Annotated in this window: 19 protein-coding genes; 4 read left to right on the top strand and 15 right to left on the bottom strand. The window is 62.5% G+C overall.

Annotated elements, in window-relative coordinates; genetic code table 11:
• Window positions 1-313: 313 nt before the first annotated feature.
• The 4 genes from JAB4_RS20840 to JAB4_RS20855 form a co-directional block, all read right to left on the bottom strand.
• The gene (locus JAB4_RS20840) at window positions 314-700 is read right to left on the bottom strand and encodes a hypothetical protein (protein WP_070223964.1); all 387 of its coding nucleotides are present in this window, start codon (window positions 698-700) and stop codon (window positions 314-316) included.
• 109 nt (window positions 701-809) lie between these two features.
• Entirely contained in the window at window positions 810-1,445 is a 636-nt protein-coding gene (locus JAB4_RS20845) for a Vat family streptogramin A O-acetyltransferase (RefSeq protein ID WP_071650272.1), read from the bottom strand.
• 134 nt (window positions 1,446-1,579) lie between these two features.
• Complete coding sequence (locus JAB4_RS20850) at window positions 1,580-3,433, bottom strand: DUF4153 domain-containing protein (RefSeq protein WP_070223968.1); 1,854 nt, start codon at window positions 3,431-3,433, stop codon at window positions 1,580-1,582.
• A gap of 62 nt (window positions 3,434-3,495) precedes the next feature.
• Window positions 3,496-3,933 (bottom strand): hypothetical protein, encoded by a 438-nt coding sequence (locus JAB4_RS20855; RefSeq protein ID WP_070223970.1) that lies wholly within the window; start codon window positions 3,931-3,933, stop codon window positions 3,496-3,498.
• Between the two features lie 81 nt (window positions 3,934-4,014).
• Between JAB4_RS20855 and JAB4_RS20860 the strand changes: the two genes are divergently transcribed.
• Entirely contained in the window at window positions 4,015-4,398 is a 384-nt protein-coding gene (locus tag JAB4_RS20860) for a MerR family transcriptional regulator (RefSeq protein WP_070224176.1), read from the top strand.
• Between the two features lie 108 nt (window positions 4,399-4,506).
• Here JAB4_RS20860 and JAB4_RS20865 read toward each other — a convergent pair whose 3' ends face one another.
• The 3 genes from JAB4_RS20865 to JAB4_RS20875 form a co-directional block, all read right to left on the bottom strand.
• On the bottom strand, window positions 4,507-5,148 hold the full coding sequence (locus JAB4_RS20865; protein WP_070223973.1) for a choice-of-anchor C family protein: 642 nt from the start codon (window positions 5,146-5,148) through the stop codon (window positions 4,507-4,509).
• Between the two features lie 136 nt (window positions 5,149-5,284).
• Window positions 5,285-5,779, bottom strand: coding sequence for a ribonuclease E activity regulator RraA (gene rraA, locus JAB4_RS20870; protein WP_070223974.1), 495 nt, complete (start codon window positions 5,777-5,779; stop codon window positions 5,285-5,287).
• A 32-nt stretch (window positions 5,780-5,811) separates the two neighbouring features.
• Window positions 5,812-7,047, bottom strand: a complete 1,236-nt coding sequence (locus JAB4_RS20875) for an MFS transporter (protein ID WP_070223976.1) — start codon at window positions 7,045-7,047, stop codon at window positions 5,812-5,814.
• Between the two features lie 100 nt (window positions 7,048-7,147).
• Between JAB4_RS20875 and JAB4_RS20880 the strand changes: the two genes are divergently transcribed.
• Window positions 7,148-7,948, top strand: a complete 801-nt coding sequence (locus JAB4_RS20880) for a helix-turn-helix transcriptional regulator (RefSeq protein ID WP_070223978.1) — start codon at window positions 7,148-7,150, stop codon at window positions 7,946-7,948.
• A gap of 104 nt (window positions 7,949-8,052) precedes the next feature.
• Here JAB4_RS20880 and fliD read toward each other — a convergent pair whose 3' ends face one another.
• The 4 genes from fliD to alr form a co-directional block, all read right to left on the bottom strand.
• A complete protein-coding gene (gene fliD / locus JAB4_RS20885) occupies window positions 8,053-9,438 on the bottom strand; it encodes a flagellar filament capping protein FliD (RefSeq protein ID WP_070223979.1) in 1,386 nt (461 codons plus the stop codon).
• 228 nt (window positions 9,439-9,666) lie between these two features.
• On the bottom strand, window positions 9,667-9,987 hold the full coding sequence (locus JAB4_RS20890) for a PilZ domain-containing protein (RefSeq protein ID WP_071650264.1): 321 nt from the start codon (window positions 9,985-9,987) through the stop codon (window positions 9,667-9,669).
• 131 nt (window positions 9,988-10,118) lie between these two features.
• Entirely contained in the window at window positions 10,119-11,495 is a 1,377-nt protein-coding gene (gene radA / locus JAB4_RS20895; RefSeq protein ID WP_046683923.1) for a DNA repair protein RadA, read from the bottom strand.
• A 73-nt stretch (window positions 11,496-11,568) separates the two neighbouring features.
• Window positions 11,569-12,660: an alanine racemase gene (gene alr, locus JAB4_RS20900; protein ID WP_070223984.1), complete on the bottom strand. Its 1,092-nt coding sequence runs from the start codon at window positions 12,658-12,660 to the stop codon at window positions 11,569-11,571.
• A 259-nt stretch (window positions 12,661-12,919) separates the two neighbouring features.
• On the opposite strand from alr, the gene lplT reads away from it, so the two are divergent.
• Window positions 12,920-14,182 carry a lysophospholipid transporter LplT gene (lplT, locus tag JAB4_RS20905; RefSeq protein WP_070223986.1) on the top strand — a complete coding sequence of 421 codons (1,263 nt, stop codon included), beginning with the start codon at window positions 12,920-12,922 and terminating at the stop codon, window positions 14,180-14,182.
• Window positions 14,183-14,218: 36 nt separating this feature from the next.
• Here the strand turns inward: lplT and JAB4_RS20910 are convergent, their stop codons facing one another.
• The 4 genes from JAB4_RS20910 to tsaB are packed head-to-tail and all read right to left on the bottom strand — an operon-like array spanning window position 14,219 to window position 17,250.
• Window positions 14,219-15,145: a DUF1853 family protein gene (locus JAB4_RS20910; protein ID WP_070223988.1), complete on the bottom strand. Its 927-nt coding sequence runs from the start codon at window positions 15,143-15,145 to the stop codon at window positions 14,219-14,221.
• Window positions 15,138-16,040, bottom strand: coding sequence for a uracil-DNA glycosylase (locus JAB4_RS20915; RefSeq protein WP_070223990.1), 903 nt, complete (start codon window positions 16,038-16,040; stop codon window positions 15,138-15,140). The genes JAB4_RS20910 and JAB4_RS20915 overlap by 8 nt, the downstream gene beginning before the upstream one ends.
• Window positions 16,037-16,528, bottom strand: coding sequence for a ribosomal protein S18-alanine N-acetyltransferase (gene rimI, locus JAB4_RS20920; RefSeq protein ID WP_070223992.1), 492 nt, complete (start codon window positions 16,526-16,528; stop codon window positions 16,037-16,039). The genes JAB4_RS20915 and rimI overlap by 4 nt, the downstream gene beginning before the upstream one ends.
• On the bottom strand, window positions 16,525-17,250 hold the full coding sequence (gene tsaB, locus JAB4_RS20925) for a tRNA (adenosine(37)-N6)-threonylcarbamoyltransferase complex dimerization subunit type 1 TsaB (RefSeq protein WP_070223994.1): 726 nt from the start codon (window positions 17,248-17,250) through the stop codon (window positions 16,525-16,527). Before tsaB ends, rimI begins: the two co-directional genes overlap by 4 nt.
• A 186-nt stretch (window positions 17,251-17,436) precedes the next feature.
• On the opposite strand from tsaB, the gene dapC reads away from it, so the two are divergent.
• The gene (dapC, locus tag JAB4_RS20930) at window positions 17,437-18,666 is read left to right on the top strand and encodes a succinyldiaminopimelate transaminase (RefSeq protein ID WP_070223996.1); all 1,230 of its coding nucleotides are present in this window, start codon (window positions 17,437-17,439) and stop codon (window positions 18,664-18,666) included.
• The last annotated feature ends 8 nt before the right edge of the window (window positions 18,667-18,674 follow it).

Genomic DNA, 18,674 nt, shown 5'->3' on the forward strand with positions numbered 1-18,674 from the left:
ACTGTACCCTGACTCTGATAAATCGAGAGGCTTTTCTGATATCCCGCCAAATTCGTCGCTCTCATTGTCGGCACTATAGCAAAGCTGCGGACCAGAATTGTACTGTTCAATTTGTCGGGTAACCCAGCCTGCACCATCGACTTCAAAGTACCACCAGGACGTACCCCATGCATCGTACCTGTCACCTCTAGTCTCTTCCCAGTGTCTTTTTACGTAACTTGGCATACTTGAAATGAGTAGTGAACGGAAACTAACGTCAGCCGTCCGCTTCTGGCCGATTGTTACCATCAAATAATGGATCTTTCCCACAAACTTACGCGCGTCCAAACGTTTCTAGGGAGCCAGCGAGTTTGTAGTCGGTAAGTCCATAAAGCTTCTTTAGTAATGCATCGATCGCTTGAAATAGCATGTTAGGGGCAGCTGACTTGTACTGAACACATGCCAGCCGGCCGGGCGACCAATCGATGATCTGTGCAGGCTGAAGTCCTGCAAAAATGTCGGTGATGAGTGAGACCGGTGACGAATTTTCCGTATAAGAGAAATCCATGTAGTCGCCGTAGATCAGTATCCATACGTCAGGACGCCCAACAACGCTTAGTCTCGCGTAAAACTCCCTTGATGGAAGCTCACTATGGAGATTTAGGCTGCCAAAGGCTGCCAGCAAGATCCGGCGAACTTCTTCTTTTGATTCCTCTTGCATTGCTAATCCTACTCAGTTGATGAATGACTTTAATGCGCTGCATCTCGCATGTTTGCACGACCGTCCGCTGCTGGCCAAAGCCGGCACGGCATCGGCCACGTCCATGACCTCAGCGGGCGGCACCACAGAGTGCGTCAACGTCCCCTCCCCGGATCAGGTCGAGGTGCCTGCTTATCCATTCTGCCGGGCGATCCCACCAGGCGATGTCCAATAGCCGTTGCACGGAAGCGGCATCGAAGCGCTCCCGGACGACACGTGCCGGATTGCCGCCGACGATGGCGTAGGGCGGGATGTCGGCAGTGACAACCGAGCGCGCGGCGATGATGGCGCCATCGCCGATGCGCACCCCGGGCATGATGAGTGTGTCGTAGCCTATCCACACGTCGCTGCCGATAACCGTATCGCCCTTGTAGGGCAATTCGCCCTCGACAGGTCGTGCAGTTTCCCATCCATTGCCGAAAATGAAGAATGGGTAGCTGGAAATCCCGTTCATTTGATGGTTGGCGCCGTTCATGATGAACTTCACCCCGCGCGCGATGGCACAGAATTTGCCGATTCTGAGACGATCGCCGATGAACGGGAAATGGTACAGGACATTGTCTTCGAAATGCTTGACGCCGTCGGGATCGTCGTAATAGGTGTAGTCGCCGATTTCAATGTTGGGCCGGGTGATAATATTCTTCAGAAAGCAGATTTGCGGGAATCCCGGCATTGGATATGCAGTGTTTGGATCAGGACCTTCCATGCTCTCTCCGTTTTGAATATTCCGGGTGAAGTACGCCATAGCGGACGGCCCGAGTCGCGCAGCCCACGAAGCCATTACCTTAATGGCAAGCAAGTGCTTTTATCCGGCGCTTCAGCCCGCCCTCTTCCGGCCATTTACGGCGTTGGCGGCGCCGCCGCCGTCTCCTCCGGGCAGCTGACCTCGTCCTCCTGCGTGTACAAGGTCATCGGTACGCGCTGGCCGTCGACTTCCAGCTCGCGCACTTTCGGCGGCACCAGCTGGAACTCGCCCGCCTGCAGTTTTTCGCGCAGGGGCTTGCAGCGCAGGGCGTCGGTGGGGATTTGCCCGCGCGCGGTCCAGCTGCCGTCGTCCTTCTCGGCCAGCAAGACGGATGAGGCCCGCGGGTCATTGCTGATCAGCAGCACGTCCTGCTTGCCGTCGCCATCGAAATCGAGCAGGTAGGCGTCGCACTGGGGCCCTGCCCGCTTCAGGCAGGCGGGCAGGCGCCAGGCCGGGCTCACTTGCGTCCAGTCCTGGCGCAGGAAACTCTGCGGCAGCTTGGCCGTGGCCGGGCGCAGGGTCAGGTTGATCGATACGTCGCTCAGCGCGCCCGTCTCGTCGAGACGGTTCTGGCGCTTGAGCATGGCCTCGGCGCGCGCCCGCACGATGGCGGCGTCCGGGCCCGTCGTACGCGTCTTGAGTTCCTGCAAGGCCGCCTGGCCGTAGCGGGCGCCCTGGAAGCGCAGGTATTCGAAATCGAACTTGTCCACGCCAACCTTGCCGCTTTCCAGGCGCGCCATCTGGCTGGCCACGGAAATGCGCGCCGGGTCGGCCAGCGGCGAGAACAGGGCGAACAGCACCAGCAGGGTAACAAAGGCGGTGGCCACGTTGACGTTGGCGATCAGGTGCAGCCAGTCGCCGTACTTGCTGGCCGCCCAGGCATAGCCGGCGGCGTAGCAGGTGGCGACCAGCAGGCAAGCGGCGGCGATCAGGCGGTCGGAGGTCCAGCCATGCGACATCACGCGCAGGGTCAGCGCATAGATGGCAATGCCCACCACCCACGGCAGCAGCAAACATGCCAGGCGCGTACCGAGGCGGATGCCGCGCGCCACGCCATGGCCCACTTCGCCATTCTGGAAGGCGGCATTGATCAGCACCACCAGCACGCCGGCCATGCCCAGCAGCACAGACGCCGCATGGCGCGTGGCCCACAGGCGCTCGAAGCCGATGAATGGCAGGGTCAGCAGGAAACCGGAAACGAGCACGGCGGCAATCGGCACCAGCCATGACAGCAGCACCAGCAGCAAGGTGCGGATGCCGCGCACGATGGATGGGCGCACGTCCGTGATGTGGACGGCGAACGAGAACGCGAAGCAGATGACGGGAATCACGAACCAGGCTTGGCCCAGCAGCTTTTTCAGGAAACTGAGCTTGATCAGCAGAAACAGTTGCCCGCCCAGCCACAGCACCAGCCACAGACCCAGCACGAACAGCAGGGAAAACAGCAGCTGGATGCCCAGCTTCCAGGCGATTTCAAAGTAGGTGGGATAGCGCGCGATGCGCTGGCCATCCTGGGCGCTGGCCAGCACCAGCGCATGGGCGATATACAAGCCGACGACACAAAAACCGAACAGCTGGGCGGAAATGACGCGCAGGGGCGCGCCCGGCTTGTAATTACCCCAGATCACGTGTTCGGCGCCGCGCGCCACGTCGTGCCAGGCCAGCACGGCCAGCACGACGGCCGCGCCCGCCATCCACAGCGCGATGCGCTTCACCGACATATGGCCCAGGCTGGACACCAGCAGAATGGGCAGCAGCAAGCTGATCAGCATCAGCGGCCCCAGCAGGTAGGCTTCCGTGGCGGGCCACACCTTGTCCTGCGCCGTGCTGTACAGCCAGTACAGCAGCAAGCCTTGCAGCAGGCCCGTCACCAGGCGCGTCACCGCGATGCGCGGCGCCACCACCGGATCGAGCAACGCCATGTTTTTTCCTGCGGCATCCTGCTGCATAGTCATTCCTTTAATAGTCGTTTATTGCTGTAAAGCACGGCCATTATTGCATTTCGTTATATTCATCTCAACAGCGATTCGTGCGCGCGCCCTTCCCGCCCATCCCCGGCGCGGTGCAATGGCAGGCTTTGCGCGAGGCCCCAGGCCAGTTCCGGCACGAGGAACAGCCACAACAGGGGCTGGCCCGTCTCCAGCAGCGCCCACGCCATCCAGGTGGAAAACAGGTAGCGGGCCGCCGCGTCGTAGCGGCCGAAGCGCGGCTGCGGGTCGAGCATGCGCAGCACGGACCAGACCATCACCACGCTGCCAAACAAGCTGCTGATCAGCAGATGCAAGGGCTCGAAGAGAGGCAGCGGCGCGCCGCCCAGGCCCACATTGAGGGCGTTCAAGTGTTCGCGCAGCAGCAAAAATGTCCACGGCGTGATAAACGGGGCCGTCATGAGCACATCATAAATGGCGCTGGCGCGCACCACGCGGCGGAAGGCGGAAACGGACAACATGGGAACTCCTGTCTATGAAAAGCGCCCATGATCAAGCTTGGAGTACACTCCATGGTCAAGCATTTTATGAAAGAAAAAACCATGCAGATCGGCGAGATGGCACAGGCGACGGGCTTGAGCCGCGATACCCTGCGCTTCTATGAAAAACGGGGCTTGCTGCGCGCGCGGCGCGGCGCGAACGGCTACCGCGACTACCCGCCCGAAGCGGCCGACTGGCTGCGCTACCTGCGCACGGCGCAGCAGCTGGGCTTTACCCTGGCGGAAATCGAGGCCGACATGCCGCTGCTGGCGGCCGCCGGCGATCCCGCCACGGCGGATCTGCTGCGCGCGGCGCTGGCGCGCAAGCTCGGTGAAATCGATGCGCGCATCGATGGACTGACGCAGTTGCGCGGCGAACTGGTGCGGCGTATGGGGGCGGCAGCGGCGGCGTGCCCGTTGCGCGGCGATGCCGGTGCGAATCCCTGAACTGCTGCCGTGGCTGTTCCTGCTGGGCGCAGGCAGCGCACAAGACCCCTGACGTAAAAAAACCGCCTGTGCATGGCAGCAGGCGGTTTGATGTCGGGCAACCCCGGCTTACTTGGCAGCCTTGCGGCGGCGCAGGAAACCCATCAGGCCCAGGCCGGCCAGCAGCATGGCGTAGGTTTCCGGTTCCGGCACGGCGGCCATCACGGACACGTTGTCGATGACGGCGCCCGAGTAATTGTCGAATGGCGTGCCGGCCTTGGCGGCACTGGCAAACGACAGGGTCGCCAGGCCGGTGGAAGCGGCAGTGAAGCTCAGGGTGTTGCTGTACAAGGTGTTCGACGCGGCAGCGGTCGAGTAGAAATTACCGGCCGCGCCACCGAAATTGACGCTCACGCCCTGGCCTGCGGGGCCGCCGGAATTGCGCGCCATGTCAAAGCTCAGATTGTAAGTTTGGCCGGCAACGACATTGAAATTTTGCGACAGGAAACCAGGACCAGGCGTTCCCAGCATATCGATGCTGTAGCCATCGATGGCGTTATACGCATTGCGGATCAGGTCGACGGAGCTGGCGCCCACGGTCCAGCCCGTAATGGCCGAGGAACCGCTGTTGACGACTTTAAAACCGCTGTCGAAGGTATAACCGGAAGCGACCGTGTCAAAATTGCCGTTCGTAATCAGGTTGACGGGGCTGGCGCTGGCGGTGCCTGCGGCAAACAGGGCGACAACTGCTGCGATGGTGGCGATTTTCATGATCTGATTTCCTTGCTTTGTTGATATTAAAGTTTCCTTAAGTGAAATCATATCTCAGCGGTGATGAAAATCAAAGAACTTTGCAGAAATATATTGAATGTAGATAATTTGCAACGCTTTCAGGCGCGCTGCGCCGTCAATCGAGTTCCTGCCTCGCCACCAGGATGCCGTCCGCATCGGCATAGATCCAGTCGCCCGGATGCACGGCCACGCCGCTGAGCTGCACGCGCACGTCGCGCTGGCCGGCGCCCGTCTTGTTGCTCTTGCGCGGATGCGTGGCCAGGGCGCGCACGCCGATCTGGCAGACATTGATTTCCTCGCTGTCGCGGATGCAGCCATCGACAACGATGCCGGCCCAGCCATTGCTTTCGGCCAGCACGCCCAGTTGGCCGCCCACCAGCGCGCGGCGCAGGCTGCCGCCGCCATCGATGACCAGCACGTGGCCCTGGCCCGGCGTTTCCAGCGTGCTGCGCACGAGGGCGTTATCCTCGAACACTTGCAAGGTGGTGGCGGGCCCGCTGAAACGCACGCGCTGGCCGAAAGCGCGGTACACGGGCGGCAGCACGGCCAAGGTGCCGTCGTCGAGCATGGCCGCATAGTCGTCGCACAGGTCGGTGGTGGCAAAGGTCATGGAGATTCCTTTCGTAGCAGATGGCACCGATTCTATGCCTTTTGCAGCGCGGCGGCACGTGTTTTGCCGCCCACTCCCACGGCCGTGGCAATCGCAAGCGCCTGGAACAGGCCGATAAACACGAACAACAGGGCCGGATGGTCGCCATCCATCAGCGCGCCAAAGAACAGCGGACCGACGGCCAGGCCGCTGTCGAGGCCCGAATACACGACGCCATACACGCGCCCGGTGGCATTCTTCGGCGCCGCCGCGCGTATCATCAAGTCGCGCGACGGCCCCGCCACGCCCGAGGTCAAGCCGATGGCGCCCATCAGCACCACCGCGCCCCAGGCCGGCACGACGGCCATGGACAGCAGCACGGCCAGCAGCGCGGCGGCGGAAAAGGCGATCGCCACGTTGCGGTCCGGCTGCTTGCTGCGCGCGCCCACCACGCCGCCGGCCAGCATGCCCACGGCCGAGGCCAGCATATAGGCCGTGTAGGCGCTGGTGGCCAACGCCAGGCTCATGCCGTACAGCTTGACGAGGGCCACGCTGGCAAAGCTCTGGATGCCGCCCAGGGCGATGGCGGTAATGAAGAAGAAGGCAAAGCACATCCACACGGCGGGCAGGCGCAGGAAATCCAGGGTGCCTTCGCCGCCAGCCGGCTGACCCGCTGCGGCTTTCTTGACAGGCTCGGGGCGGATGGCGTGACGGTTCAGGAACAGGATCAGCAGCACGCCGAACGGCAGCACGGCCGCGCATTGCAGCGCGATTCGCCAGTCATAATGGGTGGCGACATACGTCATGAACAGCGGTGCCAGGGCCCAGCCGATGTTGCCGCTGATGCCATGCACGGAAAAACCGTAGGCCACGCGGGCCGCCGAAACGCGCTGGTTGAGGATGGTATAGTCGGCAGGATGGAACACGCTGTTGCCCATGCCGGCCAGCATGGCGCCCAGCATCAGCGCGGCATAGCTGTGCGCGGTGGACAGGGCCAGCGCCGACACGCCCAGCAGAAAGACGCCGGAAAACAGCACGGCGCGGGCGCCGAAGCGATCGACGACAAAGCCGGCCAGCGCCTGCCCCACGCCCGAGATGATGAAAAACACCGTCATCAGCAGGCCCAGCTCCGCATACGACAGGTCGAATGCGGGTTTCAGCCAGACGAACAGGGCCGCGAGGATCAGATGGTAGAAGTGCGACACGCCATGCGCCAGCCCCACCAGGGCGATGACGCGCGCATCGCCGCGCAAGGTTGGAAGTTCGGATGCTGAGTTAGTTGTTATCATGTCATACCCTGTCTTATACTGGTGAAGCTCAAGTGTATGCAAAATATCATCGTCTGTTTTCCGACAGGATGACATAATTTATCGAATTAAGGCCAAGCTGATGGGTGTACCTATCCTCCACCATACCCGCATGTGTCCGCCGCGGGAAGCGCCCAGCGCGACCATCCCCGTGACGATGATCGCGCGCGACCTGCAACCCGATGAATTCTTGTTACCGCATACCCACCCCTGGGGCCAGGTCACGATGGCGCTCGAAGGCGTGCTGCGCATCACTGCCAACAACAGCAGCTGGGTGCTGCCGCCCATGCGCGCCATCTGGATCGCGCCCAACGTGGAGCATGCCGTCACGATACTGGAAAAAACCCGCTTGCGCCCCCTGTGCATCCACGCCGCACGCGCGCCGTTCGCGGGCCAGGATTGCAAGGTGCTGGAAGTGTCGAACCTGCTGCGCCAGCTGATCATGGCGCTGGAACAGCTGGATCCGGGCCAGGAACCGGCGCGCGAGGCCTTGCTGGCCGAACTGATCCTCGATGAATTGAAACGCTCGTCCACGCGCCCCATCCGCGTCCCCTTGCCCAGCGACAAGCGCCTGAAGACCCTGTGCGACAGCCTGATCGAAAAACCGGGTCTGAATCAGACCCTGGAACACTGGGCGCAGCTGGTCGGCGCCTCGGAACGCACCCTGGCGCGGCTGTTCGAACGCGAATTGGGCATGAGTTTTGGCCAGTGGCGCCAGCAGGTGCGCCTGGCGCACGCGGCGCCCCTGATCGCGCGCGGCGTGCCGCTGTCGCAGGTGGCCGAAGAACTGGGCTACGCCAGCCAGTCGGCCTTTTCCGCCATGTTCAAGAAGACTTTCGGCAGTTCGCCATCGGCCTTCTTTGCCCAGGGCGAACGAATATAGCAAGCGCGCCGATATCGTGCTCAGGGCAAGGGGCAGCGCCGCAGACAGTACGCTGGTACGGCAAGGCGGCGCAACACCGCCATGGGCGCTTTAGCGGTGCGCCCTCAGGCCATGAAGTCGAAGAGGGAATTCTTGCCGGTATAGCCCGGCAAGGCCGAGTTCGTTCCCATCTGTTCCTGGGCCGAATAGGCTTTGATCAGCGCCTGCGCCTGGGCCGTCAGCGCCTTGGCCAGCACGGCTTTCTTGTTGGTCAGCGTGGTGATATCCTTGCCGACCGTCTGCACTTCCTTGCGGATGATGCTCGTTTCGCCTGTCAGCTCGCCGATCTTGCTGGAAAACTGGTCGGCCACGCCCTTGCCGTTATTCGTAAACAACTTGCTGACGGCATCCGGGTCGGCAGCGATGGCGGCCTTGAGTTTTTTATCGTCGAGCACCAGTTCTCCGCTCTTGCCCAAGGTCACGCCAGCGCTGCTGAGGATGGAGGCGGGCACGCCCGTGCTGGCCGTGCGCAGCACTTGCTCCATCTGCGAACGCACCTGGCCCAGGGCCGTGTCGGATTTCAAGTCGCCCTGCTGCAGGCTTTGCAGCTTGCTGTTGAGTTCATTGTAGGCCGTGACGAAGCTGGCCACATTGGTCGCGATCTGGCTGCTGTCCTTGGCGATGACGAGATCGGTCGTGCCCTTTTTCCTCAATTCGATGGTGGCGCCCTCGACCGCCGTCGTCAAGGTATTCGTGGCGCTCTTGATCTCCTTGCCGTCGACGGTGAGCAGCGCATCCTGCGCGGCAGCCGTCTGCTGCAGGCCCTTGCCGGCGCCGGGTGCATAGCTGAGCAGGTTGCTGACGGCAGCGTCGCCGGACACGCTGATGCGCATGCTGCTGTCGGCGCCGCTCTTGCCATTGATGGCCAGCGAATAGCCATCGGCGCCCTTCACCACGCTGGCGTCGACGCCCTGCTGCTTGAGCGCGGCGGCGATACCGTCAAGGCTATTGTTGCTGCTGTCTATCGTCAGCGAAATGACCTTGCCGCTGCCGGGCGTAAATTGCTTGCCGTCGGCCGTGCCCACTTCGATTTTGACCAGCGCCGGCGCCCCCGTGCCGATGGCCGCGCTCGACGATTTCTGCGCGCCGCTGAGCAGTGTCTGTCCCTGCGCGAGTTGCTTGACGTTCAGCTCATGGCTGCCGCTGACGGCCTTGTCGGTGGTGGTGGCGCTCAGCACATCCTTGGTGCTCGACGTGGCCGACGTGGCCAGGCCGCTGCCGGCCATGTTCTTGGCCACGGTCTGGAATTTTGCCAGCGCCGATTGCAGCTGGCCCAGGCCCGAGAATTTGGCCTGGTCGCGCGCCAGGCTGGCGTTGAGCTTGACGACGCCCGTGTTCTGCGACTGCATCTGGCGCTCCACCTTCGCATACACATCGGCCGAGATATTGCCCTGCGTCGTCTGCTGCGTGTTGTTGGTGTAAGCCCTGCTGTTGATGGTCGAATTAAACATGGTAGGCATTCCCGTCGGGTGTATGGTCATGGCACACGGTTCAGGTCTTGACCGTGCTGCGCTGGAAACGGACGGCAGGCGCGCGTGGCGCGGCAAGGTCCCTCTTCTGGTTGATAATTATGCAGTATTACCGGAATATCAAAACAGCGAACAGAACAGGTTTTTCCTGACTGCAAACCCATATGCACCATTTTAGCGCATTTCATTTGCAGCCGATCTTATCTTGTTTCAGCGCATGAATCTCGAAATGGCGCTGCTGACAGCCATGTCCAGCTGCGGGAAAGTGAGTCCCACCTTGAAACCTGCACTGCTGAAAATGCAGTGCGAGACGGACACGCGCGCCTCAATGATGTGCGCCGCGCCATCGTAAAACAGCTCGAACAGCACCTTGCCCTGCTTGCCTGTCGGCAGCGGTTCCGCGATGACGGCCGTCATGCCGCCCGGCCCCACGTCAAGGGTGCGCGCCGCCACAGGGTCCGCGCCGTCCATCACCAACATTGCCTTGGCACGCAATATCTTGCGTGCGCCCTGCCTTTGCTCAACTAACACTATATTCCGCTTCTCTATTAATTCATTGTCGACGCGAACTCGCTACGCGAATTCATCGGACAAATATTATAGTTCCAAACGGAAACTTTGTTTGACTTACCTCAAGCTTGGCATTTAAACCATACCAACTCTTACTCCAGGTCGCGCAATTTATTGAACGCTTCGTCAATGCGCTCGACGCCGATGACCTTGAGGCCTTCGATGACTTGCTTCGGCAGGTTGGACTTGGGCACCACGGCCAGGGTAAAGCCCAGCTTGGCCGCTTCGCGCAAGCGTTCCTGGCCCCGCGGCGCGGGGCGGATTTCGCCGGCCAGCCCCACTTCGCCAAACACCACGAGCCCCCGCGGCAGGGGCTTGTTGCGCATCGACGAGTTAATCGCCAACAATACGGCCAGGTCGGCCGCCGGTTCCGTGATCTTGACGCCGCCGACGGCGTTGATGAACACATCCTGGTCGAAGGCGGCGATGCCCGCATGGCGGTGCGCCACGGCCAGCAGCATGGCCAGGCGGTTCTGTTCCAGGCCGACGGACAGCCGGCGCGCATTCGGCAAGTGACTCGTGTCGACGAGGGCCTGGATTTCCACCAGCAAGGGGCGCGTGCCTTCCTGCGTCACCATCACGCACGAGCCAGGCACCTGGTTGTCGTGCTGCGACAGGAACAGCGCGGACGGGTTCGACACCCCTTTCAAGCCCTTTTCCGTCATGGCGAACACCCCCAGCTCATTGACGGCGCCGAAACGGTTCTTGATGGCGCGCACGAGGCGGAAACTGGAGTGGGCGTCGCCCTCGAAATACAGCACCGTGTCGACGATATGCTCGAGCACGCGGGGGCCGGCCAGCGCGCCCTCTTTCGTCACGTGGCCGACCAGAATGATCGTCACGCCCGTCTGCTTGGCCGCCCGCGTCAGCTGCGCCGCGCATTCGCGCACTTGCGCCACGGAACCGGGCGCCGAGCTGAGGGCGTCCGAATACACGGTCTGGATCGAGTCGATGACCACCACTTCCGGCTTCAGGTCGTTCAAGGTGGAGAGGATCTTTTCCAGCTGGATCTCCGCCTGCAATTTGAGTTCCTTGGCGTCGATGACGAGGCGCTTGGCGCGCAGGGCGATCTGCGCGCCCGATTCTTCGCCGCTGACGTACAGCACGCGCTTGTGGTGCGACATGTTCGCCAGCGCCTGCAGCAGCAGGGTCGACTTGCCGATGCCGGGGTCGCCGCCGATCAGCACCACGCCGCCCGCCACCATGCCGCCGCCCAGCACGCGGTCGAATTCCTCGATGCCCGTGCCGAAGCGGGGCACGTCGATGGCGTCGATATCGTCGAGCGACAGCACGGGCGCCGTCTGCGCCAGCGACATGTGCTGCGGATTCGAATAGCGGTTGTTGCCGCCCGTCTCGGGCAGGGTTTCCACCATGGTATTCCACTGGTTGCACGAGGTGCATTGCCCCATCCATTTGTTGCTGATGGCGCCGCAATCGCTGCAGGTGTAGATGGTCTTGACTTTTGCCATGGTGTACTTTGCCCGGGTAAATGAAATGACTGGTTATATATACAGTATATACAAACCGCGCTTCCGCGTCACCCTACGCTTCGATCACCGGTACGCGCGGCGCCAGTGCGCACATGAGCTCGTAGCCGATGGTGCCGGCGGCCAGCGCCACCTCGTCGATCGGCATGCCCTGCCCCCACAAGGTGACGCTGCTGCCGACCTTGGCGCCCGGCACGTGGGTCAGGTCGACCATCAGCATGTCCATCGACACCCGGCCGATCAGCCCCGTGCGCACGCCGTCGACCAGCACGGGCGTGCCTTCGGGGGCGTGGCGCGGGTAGCCGTCCGCGTAGCCGCAGGCCACCACGCCCACCTTGACGTTGCCGGCCGCTTGGTAGCGGCTGCCGTAGCCGACCACGTCGCCGGCGGCGATGTCCTGGATGCCGATAATGCTGCTGCGCAAGGTCATCGTGGGCAGCAAGCCGAACGCCTGCGCGGACGTGCCGCCCGGGGCGCCGCTGGGCGTGCCGCCATACAGCATGATGCCGGGGCGCACCCAGTCGCTGTCCAGATGGTGCATCAGCACGCCGGCCGAATTGCACAGGCTGCGCGGCAGCGGCGTACCGATGCTGGAGGCGCCCGCCTCAAAACGCAGCATCTGCTGTTCCAACGGCAAGCGCGTGGGACCCGCCTCGTCCGCATTGGCGAAATGCGTCATCAGGGTGATCGTGCCGATATGCGGCATGGCGCGCAAGCGCGCATACGCGGCGGCGATGGCGTGCGGTGTGAAGCCCAGGCGGTTCATGCCCGTATTCATTTTCAGGTGCACGTCGATGGCGTGCGGCAGGCGGGCCGCTGCCAGCATGGCGATCTGTTCTTCGCAATGCACGCTGCCATTCAATCCATATTGCGCCATGACAGGCAAATCGCTGGCGTCGAAAAACCCTTCCAGCAGCAGGATGGGTTTGGTCCAGCCCAGTTCGCGCAAACGCACGGCGTAATCGACCTCGACCAGCGCCAGGCCATCGGCGTCGGCAAAGCCCCGCATGGCCCGTTCCAGGCCGTGGCCATAGGCATTCGCCTTGACGACGGCCCACACTTTGGCGCCGCGGGCGCCGGCACGCGCGCGCGCCAGATTGTGTTGCATGGCATCGAGATGGATGGTGGTGAAGAGGGGCCTGGGCATATGCGTCGTTCACGGCAGGTGGGAAAGCCGTATTTTACCGGATGGGCCGCAAGCGGGAGCCGCAAGCAGGTCCGCAGCGCGCCCGAGACCGGCGCCCAGGACACCATGTATAAAATGCTCACATATATGTGTATTTTTCTACGGCAGAAAAATTAAGCTTCGCTTAGGCAAGACTATGCAAAGCAGCCCCTGCCAAACTTGGGGTTTGCTGTTTTTTCGTGGTATAAAGCAAGCCAGATATGATTTCAGGCAATCCAGAATGAATCGTGGTTTTTATACCATCATGGCGGCGCAGTTCTTTTCCTCGCTGGCAGATAACGCCCTCTTTTTTGTCGCCGTCGATTTATTGGTGTCCATGAAATCCCCGGCGTGGATCACGCCGCTGCTCAAATTGTCGTTCGTGCTGTTTTACGTGCTGTTGGCCGCTTTTGTCGGCGCCTTCGCGGATGCTTTACCAAAAGGCAAGGTCATGTTCATCGCCAACATGGTCAAGATCTTCGGCTGCGCCCTCGTCTTCTTCCACGTGCATCCGCTGCTGGCCTACGCCGTCGTCGGTTTCGGCGCGGCCGTGTACTCGCCCGCCAAGTACGGCATCCTGACGGAACTGCTGCCGCCGGAAAAGCTCGTGGCGGCGAATGGCTGGATCGAAGGCTTGACCGTCACTTCCATCATCCTCGGCACCGTCATGGGCGGCGCGCTCGTCAGCGGCCACGTGTCCGACATGCTGCTGTCGATCGACATTCCGCTGATCGACACGGGCATCACCAGCAAGACGGAAGCGGCCTTGTGCGTCGTGGTGGGCATCTATGTGCTGGCGACCCTGGCCAACCTGAAGATTCCCGACACGGGCTGCGTGTATCCTCACCAGGAACGCAATCCTATCAAACTGATTACCGATTTTGCCAATTGCTATTCCATCTTGTGGAAAGACAAGCTGGGCCAGATCACCCTGGCCGTGACGACCCTGTTCTGGGGCGCCGGCGCCACCTTGCAGCTGATCGTGCTGGAATGGGCCAAGCAGTCGCTGAACATGCCGTTCGACAAGGCGACCAGCCTGGTCGGCGTGGTCGCCATCGGCGTGGCCGCCGGCGCCGTGCTGTCGGCACGCTTCATTCCGCTGCGCAAATCGCTGACCGTCATTCCGCTCGGTATCGCCATGGGCGTGATCGTCATGATGATGACGCAAGTACACTCCGTGTGGATCGCCTACCCGCTGCTGATCCTGATCGGCGCCCTGTCCGGCTTCTTCGTCGTGCCCATGAATGCCCTGCTGCAACACCGCGGCCACGTGCTGATGAGTGCAGGCCATTCCATCGCCGTGCAGAACTTCAACGAGAACCTGTCGATTCTCACCATGCTGGCCGTGTATTCGATCATGATCCGCTTGCACCTGCCGCTCAACATCATCATCACCCTGTTCGGCCTGTTCGTTGCCGGCACCATGTACGCCATCATGCGCAAGCACAAGCTGAACCAGGCTGAGCATGACAACTTGTCATTGATTGGCGAGCAGAAGCATTAACTTCCGGGGTCAGACCCGCCGGGTCTGACCCCAACATTACGCAGGTAGCGCACCCGCTATCCGCCGTGCGGCAGCCTGCTGCGTCCAGTCATGCGGCACGACAAAACCGCGCGTGCGCTCCACTTCCCAGCCTTCGATAGTATCCACGGTGGCAACCATCACCGGTTGCGCCAGATCAAACAACTGCGTGCGCAGGGCCTCCACGTCGAGCACTTCCACGTCGCGGCCCTTGAACGGCGCCAGCCATTGCAGGCGCGGCAGCACGACATAACGCTGCTCGGGCAGTTGGGCCGGCGTACACCAGAAACCGTGCCCATGTTCCGGGGAAATGCCGTCCATGGCGGGCGTCACGCCTGCCGGATAAAACAGCCAGCCCTTGACCAGCGCCTGCGCCGCGCGCACGGGCTGCGCCAGCAGGCTTTGCGCGGCCGGATGGCGGGACAGGGCCAGTTGCTTGTCGAGAATCTTGCGCATCTTCAAGCCCAGGGTGTCGGCCAGGTTGGGGCCGATCAAATGGTTGAAGTCGCCGGGATCGGGCGCGCCTTCGAGCAGGTAGAACTTGGTGGCAAATTCCCAGTGCAGCAGGTCATTTCCGTCACGCAACAGGAAATCGAACTCGCCCACCGTGTCGTTGCGGTTGACTTGCACTTGCAAGCCATGCGCGGCCAGCAAGCCGTGTTGCTCAAAATAAAAGGCCAGCAGCTTTTCAGCATACAGGCCCAGGCGGGAATAGAATTTCAGTCCTAACGCCGCATCGAGCGGCGACGGATCGTCCTGCAGCGCGCCCAGCCACGCCGCCACGGCAGGCGTGACGGGGGGCAAGCTGGCGATGCGCCCGCCCCAGTGGGGGCTGGCAGGATCGAGCAAGTCGGGCGAATCGAGCAGCCAGGCCAGCGCCCGCACGCGGGGGTGCGTCAGATGTCCCCAGCGCTGCTCGAAGCGGACCTGGAATGTATCAACCACCGTGCGTGCTTTTCGCCAGGCACAGGTCGGCCCAGGCACGCGCCTTGGCCTTGCCCGTCCCGTCCTGCAACAGTTGCTCTGGGTGGAAGGTGGCCACGACGGACGCACTGCCCAGCTGGCGCACCTTGCCCCGTACGGGTTTTTCGCCGGGATTGATGCCGGCGGCGGCCATCGAACCGAGGGTGACGATGGTGCGCGGCTGCAGCAGGGCCAGTTCGCGGTCAAAATACGGACGGCAGGCGGCCGACTCGGCCTCGGTGGGCAAGCGTTCCTGGCCCGTCTCGTCAAGCGGACGGCATTTCAGCAAGTGCGTGATGTACACATCGCTGCCCGCATCGACGTCGATGGCTTTCAACATATTGTCGAGCAACTTGCCCTGCTCGCCCGGCAAGGCGCGCCCTTCCCGTTCTTCCAGGCGCGAGGGGCTGCTGGCCAGCATCAGCCAATCGCCCTGGCGGTCGCCACGGCCCATGACGACGCCCTTGCGCGTCTTGCACAAGTCGCAGCGCGCGCACTTGGCGACGGCCGACGTCAAGCCTTCCCAGTCGAGGGCGGCGATGTCAGTATCGCTCAGCTGTCTGGCGGGCGGCGGCGGAGGCGCATCGTCGAACCAGGCCGTGTCGTCGGGCGCGGCGGCAGGCACTGGCGTAGCGGCAACGGCGACGGGCGCAGCAACCTCCACAGTGTCCACGACTGCCACCTCGGCCAGCATTTCGATCACAGGTGCCGGAACAGCGACGGTTGCGGCAACTTCGGCCACGGGTTCCGCCACGGCCACTTCTGCCTCCACGGCGGCCTCAGCGACGACGTCGACAGCCTCGGGTGCGGCGCCCTGGCGCAAGCGCCACAAGGGGCCGACGCCCATTTCATCGAGAAAAACGGCGCTGCGGCTCATAAGGTATAACGCATCACGATGGCGTCCTCACGTTGCGAGTTGCTGGCCGGATAGTATCCCTTGCGCCGGCCGATCTGTTCAAATCCATAACGCTGGTAAATATCAAGCGCGCGGACATTCGACGGACGCACTTCCAGCAGCATCGATTCCATGCCCAGCTGGCGCGCGCAGGCGCAGGACTGGTTCAGCAGGAAGCGGCCCAGCCCCTGGCCCTGGATGGCGCCCTCGACGGCAACGTTGAGCAAGTGCGCCTCATCGACGACCAGCATCAGCAAGAAATAGCCAAGCAAGGTGCCGTCCACGTCGCGCAGCACCCAGGCTGGATAGCCGCTCTTGAGGGAATCGACAAAGTTGCCGTGCGTCCAGGGATGCGGGTAGACGCGCTGTTCCAGCGCCAGCACCTCAATCAAGTCCGCTTCCTGCATCGGCTGATAGTCGAGGCGCAGCAAGTCCCAGCCTGCCGCGCTGTCCTTGCCCGTCTCCATCATTGTGCCGACTCCGCAGCGGCCTTGGCCTGTTGCATGTCGAGGCGTTCGGCACTGGTATAAGCGATCTTGTTGCGCAAATACAAAGGCTGCGCCTCGGCCGCCGTCACGCACTGGCCGGCCGCAAAGGCGATGCGCGCCAGCTGCGCCACTTGCACGGCGTGCGGCATGATGGCGGCATCGGCCGTGGCGGCGCATGGCAGCGCGGCCAGCGCTTCGGCATAGGCACCAAAGCCGTTGCCGCAACCAACCACGTCGCCTTGCGGCGCCACGCCGGCCGGCGCGCTCAAGGCCGGCGGCAGGACGGTCTGTAAACCATCTTGATAGTCATATTGCGCCCAGTACACTTCGCCCATACGGGCGTCGAGCACGGTCACGATGCGCTGCGCGCCATGCTGCTGGTGGCAAGCGAGGGCCATGGCGTCGAGCGTGACGACGGGCACGACAGGCAAATTGGCGCCATAGGCCAGACCCTGCGCGATGCCGCAGGCCGTGCGCACGCCCGTAAACGAGCCGGGGCCGGAGCCGTAGGCGATGGCGTCGACGTCGGCCAGGGTCACGCCCGCTTCAGCCAGCAATTCCTGCACCATCGGCAAGATCGACTGGGAATGGGTGCGCACGCCCGACGAGGCGCGGGACAGGACGACATCGCCGCGCAACAAGGCGCAGGAGGCGAGTTCGGACGAAGTTTCAATGGCAAGCAGGGTGGGAAGTAAGGTAGACATAGCGTATTTTACCTTGCCAAGCCCGGGAGCGACATGCCGAGCAGGTCAACAACAGCCCACTTGCACAGCCTGCGCCCGAGGACGGCTATAATAAAAGGCTAAGCTGATTGCTTGACCGGCGTCATTGCGCCATGCCAGGCAATCCATACGCCACACTATCACCCCACTCTTGCCCTGGTCCGCTCCGTGAATCCACTTCTTGCTAAACTGCAACCATATCCATTCGAAAAGCTGCGCCAGCTGTTTGCCGGCGTGACCGTCAATCCCGAGTATGCGCCCATCAGCCTGGGCATGGGCGAACCCAAGCACCCGACGCCAGCCTTCATCGAGCAGGCGCTGGTCGACAATATCCACGGCCTGGCCAGCTATCCGACCACCATCGGTTCGGAAGCCTTGCGCAGCGCGATTGCCGGCTGGCTGGAACGCCGCTACGGCATCCCCAAGCTCAATCCTGCCACGCAAATCCTGCCCGTGAACGGTTCGCGCGAAGCGCTGTTTGCGCTGGCGCAAACGGTGATCGATCCATCGGCCGGTTCGCTCGTGATCAGCCCGAATCCGTTCTACCAGATCTATGAAGGCGCCGCCTACCTGGCCGGCGCCGAACCGTATTTCGTCAATTCCGACCCGGCGCGCAATTTCGGCTGCGACTACGACAGCGTACCGGCCAGCGTGTGGGAAAAGGTCAAGCTGCTGTTCCTGTGCTCGCCCGGCAACCCGACGGGCGCCGTGCTCACCTTGACGGACTGGGAACACCTGTTCGCCCTGTCCGAGCGCTACGACTTCGTCATCGCCGCAGACGAATGCTATTCCGAGATCTACCACGGCGACACGCCTCCGCTGGGCGCGCTGCAGGCGGCGCACATGCTGGGCCTGTCCACCATCGAGCGCCCGTATGCGCGCCTGGTGGTGTTTTCCAGCCTGTCGAAGCGCTCGAACGTGCCGGGCATGCGCTCGGGCTTCGTTGCCGGCGACGCGGAAGTGCTGAAAAAATTCCTGCTCTACCGAACCTACCACGGCGGCGCCATGAGCCCTGCCGTGCAGGCGGCCTCCGTCGCGGCCTGGAACGACGAAACCCATGTCGAGGAAAATCGCGCCAAGTACCGCGCCAAGTTCGACGCCATCACGCCGCTGCTGCAATCGGTGATGGACGTGCAATTGCCGGACGCCGGCTTCTACCTGTGGGCCGACGTCAGCCGCACGGGCCTGTCCGACACCGAATTCGCGCAACGCCTGTACGCCGAATATAATGTCACGGTATTGCCTGGCAGCTACCTGGCGCGCGACGCGCACGGCATCAATCCGGGCCGCAACCGCATCCGCATGGCCCTGGTGGCCGAAACGGCCGAAGGGCTGGAAGCGGCGTTGCGCATAGTAAAATTCTGCCAGCAGCTTTCCGCATCCGCATCAACCAACTAAATAAACAA

It is taken from the genome of Janthinobacterium sp. HH102 (genome assembly GCF_001758625.2).
Classification (GTDB): Bacteria; Pseudomonadota; Gammaproteobacteria; order Burkholderiales; family Burkholderiaceae_D; genus Janthinobacterium.